Source organism: Zobellella denitrificans (assembly GCF_002407485.1).
GTDB lineage: Bacteria > Pseudomonadota > Gammaproteobacteria > Enterobacterales > Aeromonadaceae > Oceanimonas > Oceanimonas denitrificans.
Genome location: NZ_CP012621.1, coordinates 259,209 through 276,298, shown reverse-complemented (window position 1 = coordinate 276,298; position 17,090 = coordinate 259,209). Strand labels below are relative to the sequence as shown.

The 17,090-nt window shown below is 61.3% G+C and carries 12 protein-coding genes and 5 tRNA genes; 1 reads left to right on the top strand and 16 read right to left on the bottom strand.

Annotated features, from left to right (window positions below; genetic code table 11):
* Nucleotides 1–50 precede the first annotated feature (50 nt).
* The 14 genes from rpoC to AN401_RS01245 all read right to left on the bottom strand — a co-directional run bounded on the left by rpoC (nucleotide 51) and on the right by AN401_RS01245 (nucleotide 13,816).
* Nucleotides 51–4,262, bottom strand: a complete 4,212-nt coding sequence (gene rpoC, locus AN401_RS01310; protein ID WP_096778338.1) for a DNA-directed RNA polymerase subunit beta' — start codon at nucleotides 4,260–4,262, stop codon at nucleotides 51–53.
* 89 nt (nucleotides 4,263–4,351) lie between these two features.
* Nucleotides 4,352–8,380 carry a DNA-directed RNA polymerase subunit beta gene (rpoB, locus tag AN401_RS01305; protein ID WP_096778337.1) on the bottom strand — a complete coding sequence of 1,343 codons (4,029 nt, stop codon included), beginning with the start codon at nucleotides 8,378–8,380 and terminating at the stop codon, nucleotides 4,352–4,354.
* A gap of 224 nt (nucleotides 8,381–8,604) precedes the next feature.
* Nucleotides 8,605–8,970 (bottom strand): 50S ribosomal protein L7/L12, encoded by a 366-nt coding sequence (gene rplL / locus AN401_RS01300; protein WP_094039539.1) that lies wholly within the window; start codon nucleotides 8,968–8,970, stop codon nucleotides 8,605–8,607.
* Nucleotides 8,971–9,024: 54 nt separating this feature from the next.
* Entirely contained in the window at nucleotides 9,025–9,528 is a 504-nt protein-coding gene (rplJ, locus tag AN401_RS01295; protein ID WP_094039540.1) for a 50S ribosomal protein L10, read from the bottom strand.
* A 238-nt stretch (nucleotides 9,529–9,766) separates the two neighbouring features.
* Nucleotides 9,767–10,465: a 50S ribosomal protein L1 gene (gene rplA, locus AN401_RS01290; protein ID WP_094039541.1), complete on the bottom strand. Its 699-nt coding sequence runs from the start codon at nucleotides 10,463–10,465 to the stop codon at nucleotides 9,767–9,769.
* 4 nt (nucleotides 10,466–10,469) lie between these two features.
* Nucleotides 10,470–10,898 (bottom strand): 50S ribosomal protein L11, encoded by a 429-nt coding sequence (gene rplK, locus AN401_RS01285; RefSeq protein ID WP_094039542.1) that lies wholly within the window; start codon nucleotides 10,896–10,898, stop codon nucleotides 10,470–10,472.
* A gap of 128 nt (nucleotides 10,899–11,026) precedes the next feature.
* Nucleotides 11,027–11,569 (bottom strand): transcription termination/antitermination protein NusG, encoded by a 543-nt coding sequence (gene nusG / locus AN401_RS01280; RefSeq protein WP_094039543.1) that lies wholly within the window; start codon nucleotides 11,567–11,569, stop codon nucleotides 11,027–11,029.
* A gap of 9 nt (nucleotides 11,570–11,578) precedes the next feature.
* Entirely contained in the window at nucleotides 11,579–11,950 is a 372-nt protein-coding gene (gene secE, locus AN401_RS01275; protein WP_094039544.1) for a preprotein translocase subunit SecE, read from the bottom strand.
* Nucleotides 11,951–12,014: 64 nt separating this feature from the next.
* Nucleotides 12,015–12,091: transfer RNA gene (locus AN401_RS01270), tRNA-Trp, on the bottom strand.
* Between the two features lie 52 nt (nucleotides 12,092–12,143).
* On the bottom strand, nucleotides 12,144–13,328 hold the full coding sequence (gene tuf, locus AN401_RS01265) for an elongation factor Tu (RefSeq protein ID WP_096778336.1): 1,185 nt from the start codon (nucleotides 13,326–13,328) through the stop codon (nucleotides 12,144–12,146).
* A 98-nt stretch (nucleotides 13,329–13,426) separates the two neighbouring features.
* A tRNA-Thr gene (locus AN401_RS01260) sits at nucleotides 13,427–13,502 on the bottom strand.
* Between the two features lie 2 nt (nucleotides 13,503–13,504).
* A tRNA-Gly gene (locus AN401_RS01255) sits at nucleotides 13,505–13,579 on the bottom strand.
* 66 nt (nucleotides 13,580–13,645) lie between these two features.
* Nucleotides 13,646–13,730 (bottom strand) — tRNA-Tyr (locus tag AN401_RS01250).
* Between the two features lie 10 nt (nucleotides 13,731–13,740).
* Nucleotides 13,741–13,816: transfer RNA gene (locus AN401_RS01245), tRNA-Thr, on the bottom strand.
* A gap of 217 nt (nucleotides 13,817–14,033) precedes the next feature.
* On the opposite strand from AN401_RS01245, the gene coaA reads away from it, so the two are divergent.
* Nucleotides 14,034–14,975, top strand: coding sequence for a type I pantothenate kinase (gene coaA, locus AN401_RS01240; protein WP_094040035.1), 942 nt, complete (start codon nucleotides 14,034–14,036; stop codon nucleotides 14,973–14,975).
* A gap of 52 nt (nucleotides 14,976–15,027) precedes the next feature.
* Here the strand turns inward: coaA and birA are convergent, their stop codons facing one another.
* Both birA and murB read right to left on the bottom strand, forming a co-directional pair.
* Entirely contained in the window at nucleotides 15,028–16,008 is a 981-nt protein-coding gene (birA, locus tag AN401_RS01235) for a bifunctional biotin--[acetyl-CoA-carboxylase] ligase/biotin operon repressor BirA (RefSeq protein ID WP_094040034.1), read from the bottom strand.
* Nucleotides 15,996–17,030 (bottom strand): UDP-N-acetylmuramate dehydrogenase, encoded by a 1,035-nt coding sequence (gene murB, locus AN401_RS01230; protein ID WP_096778335.1) that lies wholly within the window; start codon nucleotides 17,028–17,030, stop codon nucleotides 15,996–15,998. Before murB ends, birA begins: the two co-directional genes overlap by 13 nt.
* Nucleotides 17,031–17,090 lie beyond the last annotated feature (60 nt).

Below are 17,090 nucleotides of genomic sequence, written 5' to 3'. Positions count from 1 at the left end.
AAAAGGGCCCCCTTGCGGGAGCCCTTGTCTTATCAGCGAGTCGAGATAACTTATTCGTCGTTGCCGCCGGCGGCGTTCAGCAGATCGGCCAGACTCTGTTCGGCTTCGTCCGCCGAGATCTGCACCGGCTGCTCCGGCTGACGCCGGGCCTGACGGCCCTGATGGTAGGCGAAGCCGGTACCGGCCGGTACCAGACGGCCCACGATCACGTTTTCCTTCAGACCGCGCAGGTCGTCGACCTTGCCGGACACCGCCGCCTCGGTCAGCACCCGGGTGGTTTCCTGGAAGGAAGCCGCCGAGATGAAGGATTCGGTGCTCAGGGACGCCTTGGTGATGCCCATCAGCACGTGACGATAGCTGATCGGTTGCTTGCCCTCGGCTTCCAGAGCCCGGTTGGCCTGGCGGATCCGCACCACCTCGGCCTGTTCGCCTTCGATAAAGTCGGAGTCACCGGCGTTCATGATCTCGGCACGGCGCAGCATCTGACGGACGATGGTCTCGATGTGCTTGTCGTTGATCTTAACGCCCTGCAGACGGTAAACCTCCTGCACCTCGTTGACGATGTAGTTCGCCACCGGGCTGATACCGCGCAGGCGCAGGATATCGTGGGGAGATTCCGGGCCGTCGGCCAGCACTTCGCCTTTTTCGACCTTCTCACCTTCAAACACGTTGAGGTGACGCCATTTCGGGATCATCTCTTCGTAGGCCTCGCCCCCTTCCAGCGGGGTGATCACCAGGCGGCGCTTGCCCTTGGTCTCTTTCCCGAAGGAGATGGTGCCGGATACCTCGGCCAGGATGGCCGGCTCTTTCGGCTGACGGGCTTCGAACAGGTCGGCAACCCGCGGCAGACCACCGGTGATGTCCTTGGTACCGCCGGATTCCTGCGGGATACGCGCCAGGGCGTCACCCACGTTGAGCACGGCGCCGTCTTCCAGGCTGACGATGGCACGACCGGGCAGGAAGTACAGGGCCGCCAGGTCGGTACCGGGGATGAACACGTCCTTGCCGGACTCGTCCACCAGCTTCACGGTCGGGCGCAGTTCCTTACCGGCGCTGGGACGCTCGTTCACGTCCATCACCACGATGCTGGACAGACCGGTCAGTTCGTCGGTCTGGCGGCTGATGGTGATGCCGTCGATCATGTCGATGAACTTGATGCGGCCCGCCACCTCGGTGACGATGGGGTGGGTGTGCGGATCCCAGTTGGCCACGATCTGGCCGGCCTGTACGGTTTCGCCGTCGGCTTTCTCCAGCAGGGCACCGTAGGGCAGCTTGTGGTTTTCCCGGGTCTGGCCCATGTCGTCGATGATGGTCAGCTCGGAAGAGCGGGACACGATCACCGTCTTGCCATCGGCGTTGGTAACGAACTTGGCGTTCTGCAGCTTGACGGTACCGCTGTTCTTGACCTGGATGCTGCTCTCGGCCGCCGCCCGCGATGCCGCACCACCGATGTGGAAGGTACGCATGGTCAGCTGGGTACCCGGCTCACCGATGGACTGGGCGGCGATAACGCCGACCGCCTCGCCCTGGTTGACCAGGTGGCCACGGGCCAGATCGCGACCGTAACAATGGGCGCAAACGCCGTGGTCGTTGTCACAGGTGATGACGGAACGCACCTTGACCCGATCGACGGAGTTGCCTTCCAGCACGTCACACCACTTCTCGTCGAGCAGGGTGTTGCGGGCTACCAGCACTTCCTCGTCGGTACCGGGCTTGATCACGTCCTCGGCCACCACCCGGCCCAGCACGCGCTCGCGCAGGGGCTCGACCACGTCGCCGCCTTCGATCAGCGGGGTCATCCACAGACCTTCGTGGGTACCACAGTCATCGGAGGTGATCACCAGGTCCTGGGCCACGTCCACCAGACGACGGGTCAGGTAACCGGAGTTCGCGGTCTTCAGCGCCGTATCCGCCAGACCCTTACGGGCACCGTGGGTGGAGATGAAGTACTGCAGTACGTTCAGGCCTTCGCGGAAGTTCGCGATGATCGGCGTCTCGATGATGGAGCCGTCCGGCTTGGCCATCAGGCCCCGCATACCGGCGAGCTGACGGATCTGGGCGGCACTACCCCGGGCGCCGGAGTCGGCCATCATGTAGATGCTGTTGAAGGAGTCCTGCAGCTCTTCCTGGCCGTCACGGTTGATGACCACGTCCTTCGACAGGTTTTCCATCATCGCCTTGGACACCCGCTCGTTGGCGCTGGCCCAGATGTCGATAACCTTGTTGTAGCGCTCGCCCGCGGTCACCAGACCGGACTGGAACTGATCCTGGATTTCGGTAACTTCGGCTTCGGCCTCTTCGATGATGTCCTTCTTCGCATCCGGGATCACCATGTCGTTGATGCCGACGGACACGCCGGACAGGGTGGCGTAATGGAAGCCGGTGTACATCAGCTGGTCGGCGAAGATGACGGAGTCCTTCAGGCCCAGACGGCGATAACAGCCGTTCAGCAGCCGGGAGATCTGCTTCTTGCCCATGGCCTGGTCGACCATGCCGAAGGGCAGGCCCTTGGGCACGATCAGGGACAGGATGGCGCGGCCGATGGTGGTGTCACGGATGGCGGTCTTTTCCACCATGGTGCCGTCTTCCATCTTTTCGAAATCGGTGATGCGCACCTTGACCCGGGCGTGCAGCTCGGCGTGGCCGGCGCGGTAGACCTTTTCGGCCTCCTTGGCGCTGGTCAGCAGCATGCCCTCGCCCTTGGCGTTGATCTTTTCCCGGGTCATGTAGTACAGACCCAGTACCACGTCCTGGGAAGGAACTATTATGGGCTCGCCGTTGGCCGGAGACAGGATGTTGTTGGTGGACATCATCAGCGCACGGGCTTCGAGCTGGGCTTCCAGGGTCAGCGGTACGTGGACCGCCATCTGGTCACCGTCGAAGTCGGCGTTGTAGGCCGCACACACCAGGGGGTGCAGCTGGATGGCCTTGCCTTCGATCAGCACCGGCTCGAACGCCTGGATCCCCAGACGGTGCAGGGTCGGCGCCCGGTTCAGCAGCACCGGATGCTCGCGGATGACGTCGTCCAGGATGTCCCAGACCACGGCTTCCTCGCGCTCGACCATCTTCTTGGCCGCCTTGATGGTGGTGGCCAGGCCACGGGCTTCCAGCTTGCCGTAGATGAAGGGCTTGAACAGCTCCAGCGCCATCTTCTTGGGCAGGCCGCACTGGTGCAGGCGCAGGGTCGGGCCCACGGTGATCACGGAACGGCCGGAGTAGTCGACCCGCTTGCCCAGCAGGTTCTGACGGAAACGACCCTGTTTACCCTTGATCATGTCGGCCAGGGACTTGAGCGGACGCTTGTTGGAGCCGGTGATGGCGCGGCCGCGACGGCCGTTGTCCAGCAGGGCGTCGACAGACTCCTGCAGCATCCGCTTTTCGTTGCGCACTATGATATCGGGCGCAGCCAGATCGAGCAGGCGCTTCAGACGGTTGTTGCGGTTGATAACACGACGATACAGATCGTTCAGATCCGAAGTCGCGAAGCGGCCGCCGTCGAGCGGAACCAGCGGACGCAGATCCGGCGGCAGCACCGGCAGTACCGTCATCACCATCCACTCGGGCTTGTTGCCGGAGAAGTGGAAGGCTTCCATCAGCTTGAGGCGCTTGGTGATCTTCTTGCGTTTGGTCTCGGAGTTGGTCTGATCCAGCTCCTCGCGCATGGTGTTGATCTCGCCTTCCAGATCGATGCCGCGCAGCAGGGCCAGCACCGCCTCAGCGCCCATCTTGGCGTCGAACTCGTCACCCCACTCTTCCAGGGCGTCCAGGTACTGTTCTTCGGACAGCATCTGGCCACGCTCCAGGTTGGTCATGCCCGGCTCGATCACCACGAAGGATTCGAAGTACAGCACCCGCTCGATGTCGCGCAGGGTCATGTCCAGCAGCAGGCCAATGCGGCTCGGCAGGGATTTCAAAAACCAGATGTGGGCGACCGGGCTGGCCAGCTCGATGTGGCCCATGCGCTCGCGGCGCACCTTGGTCTGGGTAACTTCCACGCCGCACTTCTCGCAGATTACACCGCGGTGCTTGAGGCGCTTGTACTTGCCACACAGACACTCATAGTCCTTGACCGGACCGAAAATCCGGGCACAGAAAAGGCCGTCACGCTCCGGCTTGAAGGTACGGTAGTTGATGGTCTCAGGCTTCTTGACTTCGCCATAGGACCAAGAGCGGATCATGTCCGGCGAGGCCAGACCGATTTTGATACCGTCAAACTCTTCAGTCTTACTCTGCGCTTTCAAAAACTTAAGCAAGTCTTTCACGTTAGTCTCCTGTGAGGAGTTCTACCTGGGCGCTCCCCTCTTCCCAAAGGAAAAAGGGGGCGCCGTTATTTCCGAGGCAGTCGCTCGCCTTAATTCTCTTCCAGCTCGATGTTGATACCGAGGGAGCGGATTTCCTTCAACAGTACGTTGAAGGACTCGGGCATGCCCGGCTCCATGCGGTGATCGCCGTCCACGATGTTCTTGTACATCTTGGTCCGGCCGTTTACATCGTCCGACTTGACGGTCAGCATTTCCTGCAGGGTGTAGGCGGCGCCGTAAGCTTCCAGCGCCCACACTTCCATCTCCCCGAAACGCTGGCCGCCGAACTGGACCTTACCGCCCAGCGGCTGCTGGGTGACCAGGCTGTAGGAGCCGGTAGAACGGGCGTGCATCTTGTCGTCCACCAGGTGGTTCAACTTCAGCATGTACATGTAGCCCACGGTGACCGGACGCTCGAAGGCATTGCCGGTACGGCCGTCGTACAGGGTGATCTGGCCGGATTCCGGCAGATCCGCCAGCGTCAGCAGGCGCTTGATCTCGTGCTCGCGCGCACCGTCGAAGGCCGGGGTGGCGATCGGCATGCCTTTGCGCAGGTTCTCGGCCAGCACCCGAACCTCGTCGTCGGAGAAGGTGGACAGATCCACTTTCTGCCGTACGCCGTCACCCAGATTGTAGACTTCCTGGATGAAGTCGCGCAGACGGGCCACTTCCTGCTGCTCCTTGATCATGCGATCGATCTTCTCGCCGATGCCCTTGGCCGCCAGACCGAGGTGGGTTTCGAGGATCTGACCGATGTTCATCCGCGAGGGTACGCCCAGCGGGTTGAGCACGATGTCGACGGGGGTGCCGTGTTCGTCGTGGGGCATGTCTTCGATCGGCACTATGGTGGAGATAACACCCTTGTTACCGTGACGGCCGGCCATCTTGTCGCCGGGCTGGATACGACGCTTCACCGCCAGGTAGACCTTGACGATCTTGAGCACGCCCGGGGCCAGATCGTCGCCCTGGGTGATCTTGCGGCGCTTGTTTTCGAACTTCTTGTCGAAGTCGGCCTTCAGCTCGGCATACTGCTCGGCGATCTGCTCCAGCTCGATCTGCTTGCCTTCGTCGTCCACCGCCTGCTCCAGCAGCTTGGCACGGGCAATCTTGTCGACCTTGTCGGCGCTCAGACCGGCGGCGATCAGCACGGAGCGGGCGCGGGCGAAGATGCCTTCTTCGAGGATGCTGAACTCTTCGGTCAGGTCCTTCTTGGCCTGCTTGAGCTGCATCTGCTCGATGTCCTGGGCACGCTTGTCCTTCTCCACGCCGTCACGGGTGAAGACCTGCACGTCGATGACGGTACCGTACACGGAGTTGGGCACCCGCAGGGAAGAGTCCTTCACGTCGGAGGCCTTTTCGCCGAAGATGGCGCGCAGCAGCTTCTCTTCCGGGGTCAGCTGGCTCTCACCCTTGGGGGTGACCTTGCCGACCAGGATATCGCCGGGTTTCACTTCGGCGCCCACGTAGACGATGCCGGACTCGTCCAGCTTGCTCAGGGCGGCCTCACCCACGTTGGGAATGTCGGCGGTGATCTCTTCCGGACCCAGCTTGGTGTCACGGGAGATACAGGACAGTTCCTGGATGTGGATGGTGGTCAGGCGATCTTCCTGTACCAGCCGCTCGCTCAGCAGGATGGAGTCTTCGAAGTTGTAGCCGTTCCAGGGCATGAAGGCCACGCGCAGGTTCTGGCCCAGGGCCAGTTCACCCAGGTCGGTGGAGGGGCCGTCGGCCAGCACGTCGCCACCCAGCACCAGTTCGCCCGGCATCACGCAGGGACGCTGGTTGATGCAGGTGTTCTGGTTGGAACGGGTGTACTTGGTCAGGTTGTAGATGTCGATACCGGCTTCGCCCGGCAGCATCTCTTCCTCGTTGACCTTGACCACGATGCGGGAAGCGTCGACGTAATCGACCACGCCACCGCGCTTGGCGACCACGGTCACACCGGAGTCCACCGCCACGGCACGCTCGATACCGGTACCTACCAGCGGCTTGTCCGCCTTCAGGGTCGGCACCGCCTGACGTTGCATGTTCGAGCCCATCAGTGCCCGGTTGGCGTCATCGTGCTCGAGGAAGGGGATCAGCGAGGCCGCGACCGAGACGATCTGCTGCGGGCTCACGTCCATGTACTGGACCTGATCGGCATTCATGTAGGTGGCTTCACCCTTGTGACGGCTGGGCACCAGCTCGTCCAGCAGGCGGCCGTTTTCGTCGGTGGCGGCGTTGGCCTGGGCGATGACGAAGTGGCCCTCCTCGATGGCGGACAGGTAATCCACCTCGTCGGTGATCTGGCCGTCCACCACCCGGCGGTACGGGGTCTCGAGGAAACCGTACTCGTTGGTGCGGGAATAGCAGGCCAGGGAGTTGATCAGACCGATGTTCGGACCTTCAGGGGTCTCGATGGGGCACAGGCGGCCGTAGTGGGTCGGGTGCACGTCGCGCACTTCGAAGCCGGCGCGCTCACGGGTCAGGCCGCCCGGGCCCAGGGCCGAGATACGGCGCTTGTGGGTCACTTCCGACAGCGGGTTGTTCTGGTCCATGAACTGGGACAGCTGGCTGGAACCGAAGAACTCCTTCACCGCGGCGGAAATCGGCTTGGCGTTGATCAGATCCTGGGGCATCAGGGTGTCCAGATCGCCCAGGGACAGGCGCTCCTTCACCGCGCGCTCGACGCGAACCAGGCCCACGCGGAACTGGTTTTCGGCCATTTCGCCGACGGAGCGGATCCGGCGGTTACCCAGGTGATCGATATCGTCCACCTCGTCGTTACCGTTACGGATGTCGATCAACTGCTTCATCACGTCGACGATGTCGGACTTGGTCAGGGTACCCGGACCATTGAGTTCTTCCCGGCCCAGGCGGCGGTTGAACTTCATCCGGCCCACGGTGGACAGATCGTAGCGATCTTCGGAGAAGAACAGGTTTTCGAACAGGGTTTCGGCCGCTTCGCGGGTGGGCGGCTCGCCCGGACGCATCATGCGATAGATTTCCACCAGCGCCTCGAGGCGGGTGGTGGCGGAATCGATGCGCAGGGTCTCGGACATGTAGGCGCCGTGATCCAGTTCGTTGGTGAACAGGGTCTCGAACTGCTTGAAGCCGGCCACAGACAGGTTGGCCAGGTTTTCCAGGCTCAGTTCGCTGTTGGCGGCGACGATCACTTCACCGGTGTCGGCGTTGATGTAATCCTTGGCCGACACCTTGCCGACGGCATATTCCACCGGAACTTCGATCTGCTCGACACCGGCCTTTTCCAGTTGGCGGATATGGCGGGCGGTGATGCGGCGACCGGTTTCCACCACGGTTTCGCCGGCGACCACGATGTCGAAGGAGGCGGTTTCACCGCGCAGGCGCTCGGGCTTGAGCTCCATCATCAGCTTGCCATCGACCACTTCGAACCGGGTGGTGTCGAAGAAGGTGGCCAGGATGTCTTCGGTGGTGAAGTCGAGCGCACGCAGGATAATGGACGCCGGCAGCTTGCGGCGACGATCGATGCGCACGAACAGGTTGTCTTTGGGATCGAATTCGAAATCGAGCCAGGAACCACGGTAGGGGATCACACGGGCGTTATACAGCACCTTGCCGGAAGAGTGGGTCTTGCCGCGATCGTGATCGAAAAACACACCCGGGCTGCGGTGCAGCTGGGAGACGATTACCCGCTCGGTACCGTTGATGACGAAGGTACCGTTCTCAGTCATGAGCGGGATTTCGCCCATGTAGACTTCTTGCTCCTTGATGTCCTTGACAGTGCCGGCGGCGGCTTCTCTGTCGTACAGGACCATCCGCAACTTGACGCGCAGCGGCGCCGAGTAGGTCACGCCGCGAATTTGACATTCCTGCACGTCAAACACGGGCTCACCCAGCCGGAAGCTGACATACTGCAGCTCGGCGGTGCCGGAATAGCTGGTGATGGGGAAAACGCTGCGGAAAGCCGCTTCCAGACCGTACTCGCCTTGGGGATCTGCTTCAATAAACTGTTTGAAGGAGTCAAGCTGGATTGACAGCAGGTAAGGCGTGTCCAAGACCTGGTCACGCTTACCGAAGTCCTTACGAATGCGTTTTTTCTCGGTATAAGAGTAAACCATAGGGTTCCTCAGCTCGCTGATAAGTGACCCACTCTGTCCAAATGGGACAGCTCTAAAAACATCGTTTTTTGTCAGGCCGGGTCTCTCGACAACACCCGGAGGCTGGAACAACAAGGGGCGCAAACGATGTGAAAATTCCCCTCATCCCACAGCGCAAAAGGGCCGGTGAATAAAGATTCACCAGCCCTAGCCCGATTGCTCAGGCCGCTAAGCTATAGTCTAGCTTATTTGAGCTCAACAGTAGCACCAGCTTCTTCAAGCTCTTTCTTCAGTGCTTCGGCTTCGCCTTTGCTCAGCTGCTCTTTAACAGCGGCAGGAGCAGACTCAACCAGAGCCTTGGCTTCTTTCAGGCCCAGACCGGTAGCGCCACGAACGGCCTTGATAACGGCAACCTTGTTCGCGCCGGCAGCAGCCAGGATCACGTCGAACTCGGTCTGCTCTTCTACGGCAGCGGCGGCTTCACCGGCAACGGCTACGGCAGCGGCAGCAGAAACGCCGAACTTCTCTTCCATGGCTTCGATCAGTTCAACAACTTGCATTACAGACATTTCTGCAACGGCTTCGATGATTTGGTCTTTAGTGATAGACATGACTCAAATTCCTAATGTTCTGAAGTAGACGGTAATCAAGCAACCAGAAGCGCCTTAGGCGGCTTCGGCTTCTTTCTTGTCGCGCAGGGCAGCAAAAGTACGAACCAGCTTGCCGGCAGAGGCTTCCTTCATGGTAGCCATCAGCTTGGCGATCGCTTCTTCGTAAGTCGGCAGCTTGGCGAGGCGGTCAATTTGGGCCGCGGGGATAAATTCGCCCTCGTAAGCCAGACCTTTCACCTCGAACGCGTTTTGCTCTTTGGCAAAATCCTTGAACAGACGAGCGGCAGCGCCCGGGTGTTCGTTGGAAAACGCGATCAGGGTAGGACCCACGAATACCTCTTTCAGGCACTCGTAATCGGTCCCTTCCACTGCCAGGCGAGCCAGGGTGTTACGGACTACCTTGAGGTAGATACCGTTGTCACGGGCTTGCTTGCGCAGGGTGGTCATGGCAGCTACGGTCACGCCGCGAGAATCGGCAACGACTGCAGACAGGGCGCCCTTGGCAGCTTCGTTGACTTCAGCAACAATTGCTTTTTTGTCGTCGAGTCTTAATGCCATTGGCTAAACTCCTGGATTCCACCTGGGAAATTCCCAGATTAAACACACGCCCCAGGTTTTGGGGCACCAAGGTGGCAGATTCCAGAAGAAAGGAATGCTTTCTAACTGGGTCCCGGCACCATCTACGCTGGAAAATTAAGCCTTGCGGCTCCAGCGGTCTTGGACGGGAGTCGAAGCCCCCAACCAAATAACAAGGCGCAAAATTCTACGAGAATCACTGCGCCTTGTAAATGCTTAATTAAGCAACGTCCAGGCTGGACTGTTCGATAGAAACGCCAGCGCCCATGGTGGTGGACAGGCTGACTTTCTTGATGTACTGGCCCTTGGAGGAAGCCGGCTTGGCACGCTTCAGCGCGCCCAGCAGGGCTTCCAGGTTGCCTTTCAGCTTGTCGGCGTCGAAATCGACCTTGCCGATGGTGGTGTGGATGATACCGTTCTTGTCGTTACGGTAACGCACCTGACCAGCCTTGGCATTCTGCACGGCTTCGGCCACGTTCGGGGTAACGGTACCCACTTTCGGGTTCGGCATCAGGCCACGCGGACCCAGGATCTGGCCCAGCTGACCCACCACGCGCATGGCGTCGGGAGAGGCGATGACCACGTCGAAGTTCATTTCGCCTTTCTTCACCTGCTCGGCCAGGTCGTCCATGCCGACCAGGTCGGCACCGGCAGCCTTGGCGGCGTCGGCGTTGGCACCCTGGGCGAACACGGCGACACGCACGTCACGACCGGTGCCGTGGGGCAGCACGGTGGCGCCACGCACGTTCTGGTCGGATTTACGGGCATCGATGCCGAGGTTGACAGCCACGTCGATGCTCTCGACGAACTTGGCGGTGGCCAGCTCTTTCAGCAGGGCGATGGCTTCGTTGATTTCGTACTCTTTGGTGGCGTTCACACGCTCACGGATGGTACGCATACGCTTGGTCAGTTTTGCCATTGTCTTAGCCCTCCACTACCAGGCCCATGGAACGGGCAGAACCTTCGAGGCAACGCACGCGGGCGTCAACGTCAGCACCGGTCATGTCCGGGGCCTTGGTCTTGGCGATTTCTTCCAGCTGAGCGCGGGTCACGGTGCCCACTTTCTCTTTGTTGGGCTTGCCGGAGCCGGACTTGACGCCAGCCGCTTTCTTCAGCAGGAAGGCGGCGGGCGGAGTCTTGGTTTCGAAGGTGAAGGAGCGGTCACTGTATACGGTGATCACGACCGGAGTCGGCGCGCCTTTTTCCAGGCTTTCGGTACGGGCGTTGAACGCCTTACAGAATTCCATGATGTTCACGCCGTGCTGACCCAGGGCAGGACCAACGGGCGGGCTCGGGTTAGCTGCACCAGCTGCTACCTGCAGCTTGATGTAGGCTTGTACTTTTTTAGCCATTGAAAATTACCTCAAGAATGGGTGATAACGCCTTGGAGCCAGGCTCCGCTAACGGCTCCCCAAGTTAAAAGGGCGGCAAATTGTAGTGCAATTTGCCGCCCCGCTCAAGCATCTTGCTCGAAATATACTCAGGATTTTTCCACCTGACCGAATTCCAGCTCCACCGGGGTGGAACGACCGAAGATGAGCACGGACACCTTGACCCGGCTCTTCTCGTAATCCACCTCTTCCACCACACCATTGAAGTCGGCGAAGGGGCCTTCGGTGACCCTCACCACCTCGCCCGGCTCGAACAGGGTCTTGGGTTTCGGCTTGTCCACCGCATCCTGCAGGCGGTTGAGGATGGCGTCGGCTTCCTTGTCGGAGATGGGCGCCGGACGCTCGGGAGTGCCGCCGATAAAGCCCATCACCCGGGGGATACTGCGTACCAGGTGCCAGGTGGCATCGTTCATCTGCATCTGAACCAGCACGTAGCCGGGGAAGAACTTGCGCTCGCTCTTGCGCTTCTGGCCGGCGCGCATTTCCACCACCTCTTCGGTAGGTACCAGCACTTCGCCGAACTGATCTTCCATGCCGTGCATCTTGATATGCTCGCGCAGGGACTTGGCGACGCGCCCTTCATATCCGGAAAACGCCTGGACCACATACCAACGCATTCTTTGTTCTGACATGGCTAATCCTTATACTCCGGTAACCAGATTGACCAGCCATACCAGCAGGCCATCCAGCAAAAACAGAAAGAGGCCAACCAGAGCGGTGACGGCCAGTACGATCAGGGTGGTCTGGATGGCTTCCTGGCGGGTCGGCCACACCACCTTGCGCATTTCCAGACGGGACTCCTTGGCGAAGGCGAAGGTGCTCTTGCCCTTCTGGGTCTGATAGGCCAGCAAACCGGCGATACCCGCAGCCACTACCACGCCGGCAGCACGAATGAAGACTGCCAGATCACTATAGAGATAATTGGCGACCACGGCCGCGATCAAAATAATGAAAACCAGACCCCACAGCAGGGTATCTTTTGCCCCGCCCTGGTTCTCGGTGTTTGCACTCATAAGCTACCTGTCTAAAAACTTAAGTCTGTCACAGACGCGAAAACCCCGCTATCGGCGAGGTAAGTGGCAGGGGCGGAGGGACTCGAACCCCCAACCGTCGGTTTTGGAGACCGCCGTTCTACCAATTGGAACTACGCCCCTAATACAAGAAAGCCCCTATTATAGGGGCTTTCCGGTGTGATTGTAAGCGCTATTACTCGATGATCTTGGCAACAACGCCGGCGCCAACGGTGCGGCCGCCTTCACGGATGGCGAAGCGCAGACCGTCTTCCATCGCGATGGGAGCGATCAGGGTCACGACCATCTTGATGTTGTCGCCAGGCATTACCATCTCAACGCCTTCCGGCAGTTCGATGGTGCCGGTCACGTCGGTGGTACGGAAGTAGAACTGCGGACGGTAGCCCTTGAAGAACGGGGTGTGACGACCACCTTCTTCCTTGGACAGTACGTACACTTCGGACTCGAACTTGGTGTGCGGCTTGATGGAGCCGGGCTTGGCCAGAACCTGACCACGCTCAACTTCTTCACGCTTGGTACCACGCAGCAGGGCACCGATGTTCTCGCCGGCACGGCCTTCGTCCAGCAGCTTGCGGAACATTTCCACGCCGGTACAGGTGGTGGTGATGGTGTCTTTGATACCAACGATTTCGATGGTGTCACCCACTTTCACGATACCACGCTCAACACGGCCGGTAACCACGGTGCCACGACCCTGGATGGAGAACACGTCTTCGATCGGCATCAGGAAGGCACCGTCGATGGCACGCTCGGGCTCGGGGATGTAGGTGTCCAGGGCGTTGGCCAGCTCCAGGATCTTCTCTTCCCACTGGGGGTCACCTTCCAGGCCTTTCAGGGCGGAACCCTGGATAACCGGAATGTCGTCGCCCGGGAAGTCGTACTCGGACAGCAGCTCGCGCACTTCCATTTCTACCAGCTCGAGCAGCTCTTCGTCGTCAACCATGTCACACTTGTTCATGAACACGACGATGTAGGGTACGCCTACCTGGCGGGCCAGCAGGATGTGCTCACGGGTTTGCGGCATGGGGCCGTCGGTGGCAGCAACCACCAGGATGGCGCCGTCCATCTGGGCCGCACCGGTGATCATGTTTTTCACGTAGTCGGCGTGGCCGGGGCAGTCAACGTGCGCGTAGTGACGGATTTCGGTGTCATACTCGACGTGGGAAGCGGCGATGGTGATACCACGGGCTTTTTCTTCCGGAGCGTTGTCGATCTGATCGAACGCGCGGGCAGCGCCACCAAACTTCTTGGCCAGGACGTTGGTGATGGCAGCGGTCAGGGTCGTTTTACCGTGGTCAACGTGGCCGATGGTACCAACGTTAACGTGCGGTTTTGTACGTTCAAATTTTTCTTTAGACATGCTCGTCCCTCTAACTGGTTGGGTGGTGAGCTATACCACGCGAGTCGCAAGTAGGAAGTATATAACAAAAAAGGCTTGAGGGTGCCTGGGCAAAGAAGTGGTGCTGATACCCAGAATCGAACTGGGGACCTCACCCTTACCAAGGGTGCGCTCTACCATCTGAGCTATATCAGCACTGGAGCGGGCAGCGGGAATCGAACCCGCATCATCAGCTTGGAAGGCTGAGGTAATAGCCATTATACGATGCCCGCGGTTTTCTTTACTTGAACTACCTCAAACCGCTTTTTTCAGTCCCCGCCGGGGCGAACACTGGAAACTGGTGGAGGGGGCTGGATTCGAACCAGCGAAGGCGGAGCCGTCAGATTTACAGTCTGATCCCTTTGGCCACTCGGGAACCCCTCCAGATTTTAAATGGTGCCGGCAGAAGGAGTCGAACCCTCGACCTACTGATTACAAGTCAGTTGCTCTACCAACTGAGCTATGCCGGCACACGAGCGAGGCGAATTCTAGGGCAAGCCGGGCCGCAGATGCAACACCCTGCGCCAAGTTTTTCTCGCGGCCCGCGTCAAGCGCGCAAAAAAACGCCAGCAACCCGCACCACGCCGCCGGGCCGGACCGCGGCTGTGACCAAAGAGGGACCCCGTACCGCCTTGTTCATCCCCACCCCATGGTGTATCGTCGCCGGGCGACTCACAGGACTTTCCGATGAAGATAGACAACTACTCACCCTATCTGGCCTTTTCCCGCGAGACCTGGTCAGAGCTGCGCGACGCGGTGCAACTGCCCCTGAGCGAGGACGAACTCAGGCGCCTGCAGGGGATCAACGACAGGGTGTCCCTGGCCGAGGTGCGGGACATCTACCTGCCCCTGTCCCGCCTGCTCAACCTCTATATCAAGGCCAAGCAGCGGCGCAACCGGGTGCTGGATCAGTTTCTCGGCAAGGAGCCCCATCATGTCCCCTATGTGATCAGCATCGCCGGCTCGGTGGCGGTGGGCAAGAGCACCACCGCCCGCATCCTGCAGGCCCTGCTGGAGCGCTGGCCCCAGCATCCGCGGGTGGCCCTGGTCACCACCGACGGGTTCCTCTATCCCAACCATGTGCTGGAGCAGCGCGGCCTGATGCGCAGAAAGGGCTTTCCCCAGTCCTATGATATCCGCCGCCTGGTCCAGTTCGTGTCCGACATCAAGTCGGGCAAGCCCAGGGTCACGGCCCCCGTCTATTCCCATCTGGTGTACGACATAGTGCCGGATCAGGAGGCGGTGGTGGAGCAGCCGGACATCGTCATCATCGAAGGGCTCAACGTGCTGCAGAGCGGCATGGACTATCCCCACGAGCCGCACCGGGTGTTTGTGTCCGACTTCGTGGACTTCTCCATCTTCGTGGACGCGGACGAACGGCTGCTGAAGACCTGGTATGTGGAGCGCTTCCTCAAGCTGCGCTCGGGCGCCTTCACCGATCCCGACTCCTACTTCCACCACTATGCCCGGCTCAGTGAAGAGGAAGCGGTGACGGTCGCCAGCCGCATCTGGCAGGAGATCAACTACAAGAACCTGAAGCAGAATATCCTGCCCACCAAGGACAGGGCCGAGCTGATCCTCACCAAGGGCAGGGAGCACGAGGTGGAGCAGGTCTGGCTGAAGAAATAAACCGTCAACGCCGTGAAGCATGAAGCGGGAGGGTCACTCCACGCCTCACGCCTCACGATACTTGACCGCCAGCTCCGCGCAACGATATCTCCCCGCCCAAAAAGCGTTTTATCTCGCCATTGTCCAGCTCCAGCAGCAGGGCGCCCTGGTCGTCGATGCCCCGGGCCCGGCCGTGCACCTCCTGCTCCCCCATCAGCACCCGCACCGGCTTGCCGTTGAAGTAATCGAGCCGGTTCCACTGCTCGCGGAAGGCGGCGATGCCCTCCCGTTCGAACAGCGCCAGGTAGCGTTGCAGATAACCGACTAGGGCCACCACCAGGGCATTGCGATCCGCAATCTCGCCCAGTTCGGCCAGCTCGGCCCAGGGCTGGTCGATGCGCGTCTGTTCATCCTTGGGCAGCAGCAGGTTGAGCCCCATGCCGATCACCAGGTGGCAGGGGCCGCCGGCGGTGCCGGACATCTCCACCAGTATGCCCGCCAGCTTGCGGCCGCCCAGGTAGAGATCGTTGGGCCATTTCAGCTGCACCCCCTCGAAGCCCTGGGCTTGCAGGGCCTCCACCACGGCGATACCCACCACCAGGCTGAGCCCCATGGCCGCCGCCATGCCCTGCTCCAGCCGCCAGTACAGACTCAGAATCAGCTGGCCGCCGAAGGGCGACACCCAGTGCCGCCCCCGCCGGCCGCGGCCGGCGGTCTGGCATTCAGCCAGGCAGACGTCCCCCTTTTCCAGCCCGGGAATGGACTCCAGCCAGTGCTGGTTGGTGGAGCCGATCACCGGTACCACCTCGACCCGGGTGGGGGCCAGCTCCCGGCCCAATCGAACCGGATCCAGCAGGCTGAGCGGCACCGCCAGCCGGTAGCCCTTGCCGCTCACGCTGTAGACGTCGAGCCCCAGGCGCTTGAGCGCCTGCACGTGCTTGCTCACCGCCGCCCGGCTGACCGACAGCGCCTCACCCAGTTGCTCGCCGGAGTGGAAGTGACCGTCCGCCAGCATGCGCAGCAGGCTTTCCCGCAGCGGCGTCAGTTCAGACATGCCAGCACCTCGTCCAGGTTGCTTTCCCCCCGGGGGCCCATCACGCGCACCTCGGGCTCGAGGCGCACCCCGAACTGCTGTTCCACCCGCTCCCGCACCAGCGCCGCCAGCCGGACGATATCCTCGGCGGTGGCCCCGCCCAGGTTGACCAGCACCAGGGCCTGGTGCTCGTGCACGCCAGCCCCGCCCAGGCGGCAACCCTTGAGGCCGGCCTGGTCGATCAGCCAGCCGGCAGCCAGCTTGATCAGTCCCGGCTCGGCCGGGTACACCGGCAGCGCCGGCCAGGCCAGCTTGAGCGCCTCGGCCTGGGCCTCGCCCACCTTGGGGTTCTTGAAGAAGCTGCCGGCGTTGCCCAACAGGGCCGGATCCGGCAACTTGGATCGGCGGGTGGCGCATACCTGCTCGAAGATTTGCGCCGGACTGGCCGCCTCCCCCAGCGCCGCCAGGGGGCCATAGCCCAGCACCGGCCGCCAGTCCTTGGGCAGGCGCAGGGTAAGGCTCAGGATCAGGTGTCGACGGGCGGCGTGCTTGAACACGCTGTCCCGGTAGCCGAAGGCGCAGTCGGCCGCCGGCCAGTGACGGATCTCGCCGCTGTCCCAGTCGAAGCTTTCCACCGACTCGCAAAACTGCGCCAGCTCAACCCCGTAGGCGCCGATGTTCTGGATGGGGGCGGCGCCCACGGTGCCCGGGATCAGGGCCAGGTTTTCCAGTCCCGGCATGTCCCGCTCCAGGGTCTGGCACACCAGCCCGTGCCAGCTCTCCCCGCCTTCGGCCCGCACCAGCCAGGCATCGCCGGCATCGGTCACGGTGATGCCCCGCAGCCGGTTGACCAGCACGGTGCCCTCGAAGGGCGCGGTGAACAGCAGGTTGGAGCCCTCCCCCACGAAGAGGGGAAGCGCTTCCCGCAATGACCGCCACAATTCTGGCAGCTGGCTGCGCCGCTCCAGCACCAGCAGGGTGCGGGCGTGCTGGGCCAGGCCGAAGGTGTTGAAGGGAAGAAGGGAAACCGGGCTCGTCGACATGATGGCATATCCTGAATAAAGGCGGCCCCAGTGTACCTCAAGACGACGGCCGGGTTAACC

Coding starts and splice junctions, on each gene's coding strand:
- rpoB (WP_096778337.1), bottom strand. CDS start 8,380: ATGGTTTACTCTTATACCGAGAAAAAACGCATTCGTAAGGACTTCGGT.
- rplL (WP_094039539.1), bottom strand. CDS start 8,970: ATGTCTATCACTAAAGACCAAATCATCGAAGCCGTTGCAGAAATGTCT.
- rplJ (WP_094039540.1), bottom strand. CDS start 9,528: ATGGCATTAAGACTCGACGACAAAAAAGCAATTGTTGCTGAAGTCAAC.
- rplA (WP_094039541.1), bottom strand. CDS start 10,465: ATGGCAAAACTGACCAAGCGTATGCGTACCATCCGTGAGCGTGTGAAC.
- rplK (WP_094039542.1), bottom strand. CDS start 10,898: ATGGCTAAAAAAGTACAAGCCTACATCAAGCTGCAGGTAGCAGCTGGT.
- nusG (WP_094039543.1), bottom strand. CDS start 11,569: ATGTCAGAACAAAGAATGCGTTGGTATGTGGTCCAGGCGTTTTCCGGA.
- secE (WP_094039544.1), bottom strand. CDS start 11,950: ATGAGTGCAAACACCGAGAACCAGGGCGGGGCAAAAGATACCCTGCTG.
- tuf (WP_096778336.1), bottom strand. CDS start 13,328: ATGTCTAAAGAAAAATTTGAACGTACAAAACCGCACGTTAACGTTGGT.
- coaA (WP_094040035.1), top strand. CDS start 14,034: ATGAAGATAGACAACTACTCACCCTATCTGGCCTTTTCCCGCGAGACC.
- birA (WP_094040034.1), bottom strand. CDS start 16,008: ATGTCTGAACTGACGCCGCTGCGGGAAAGCCTGCTGCGCATGCTGGCG.
- murB (WP_096778335.1), bottom strand. CDS start 17,030: ATGTCGACGAGCCCGGTTTCCCTTCTTCCCTTCAACACCTTCGGCCTG.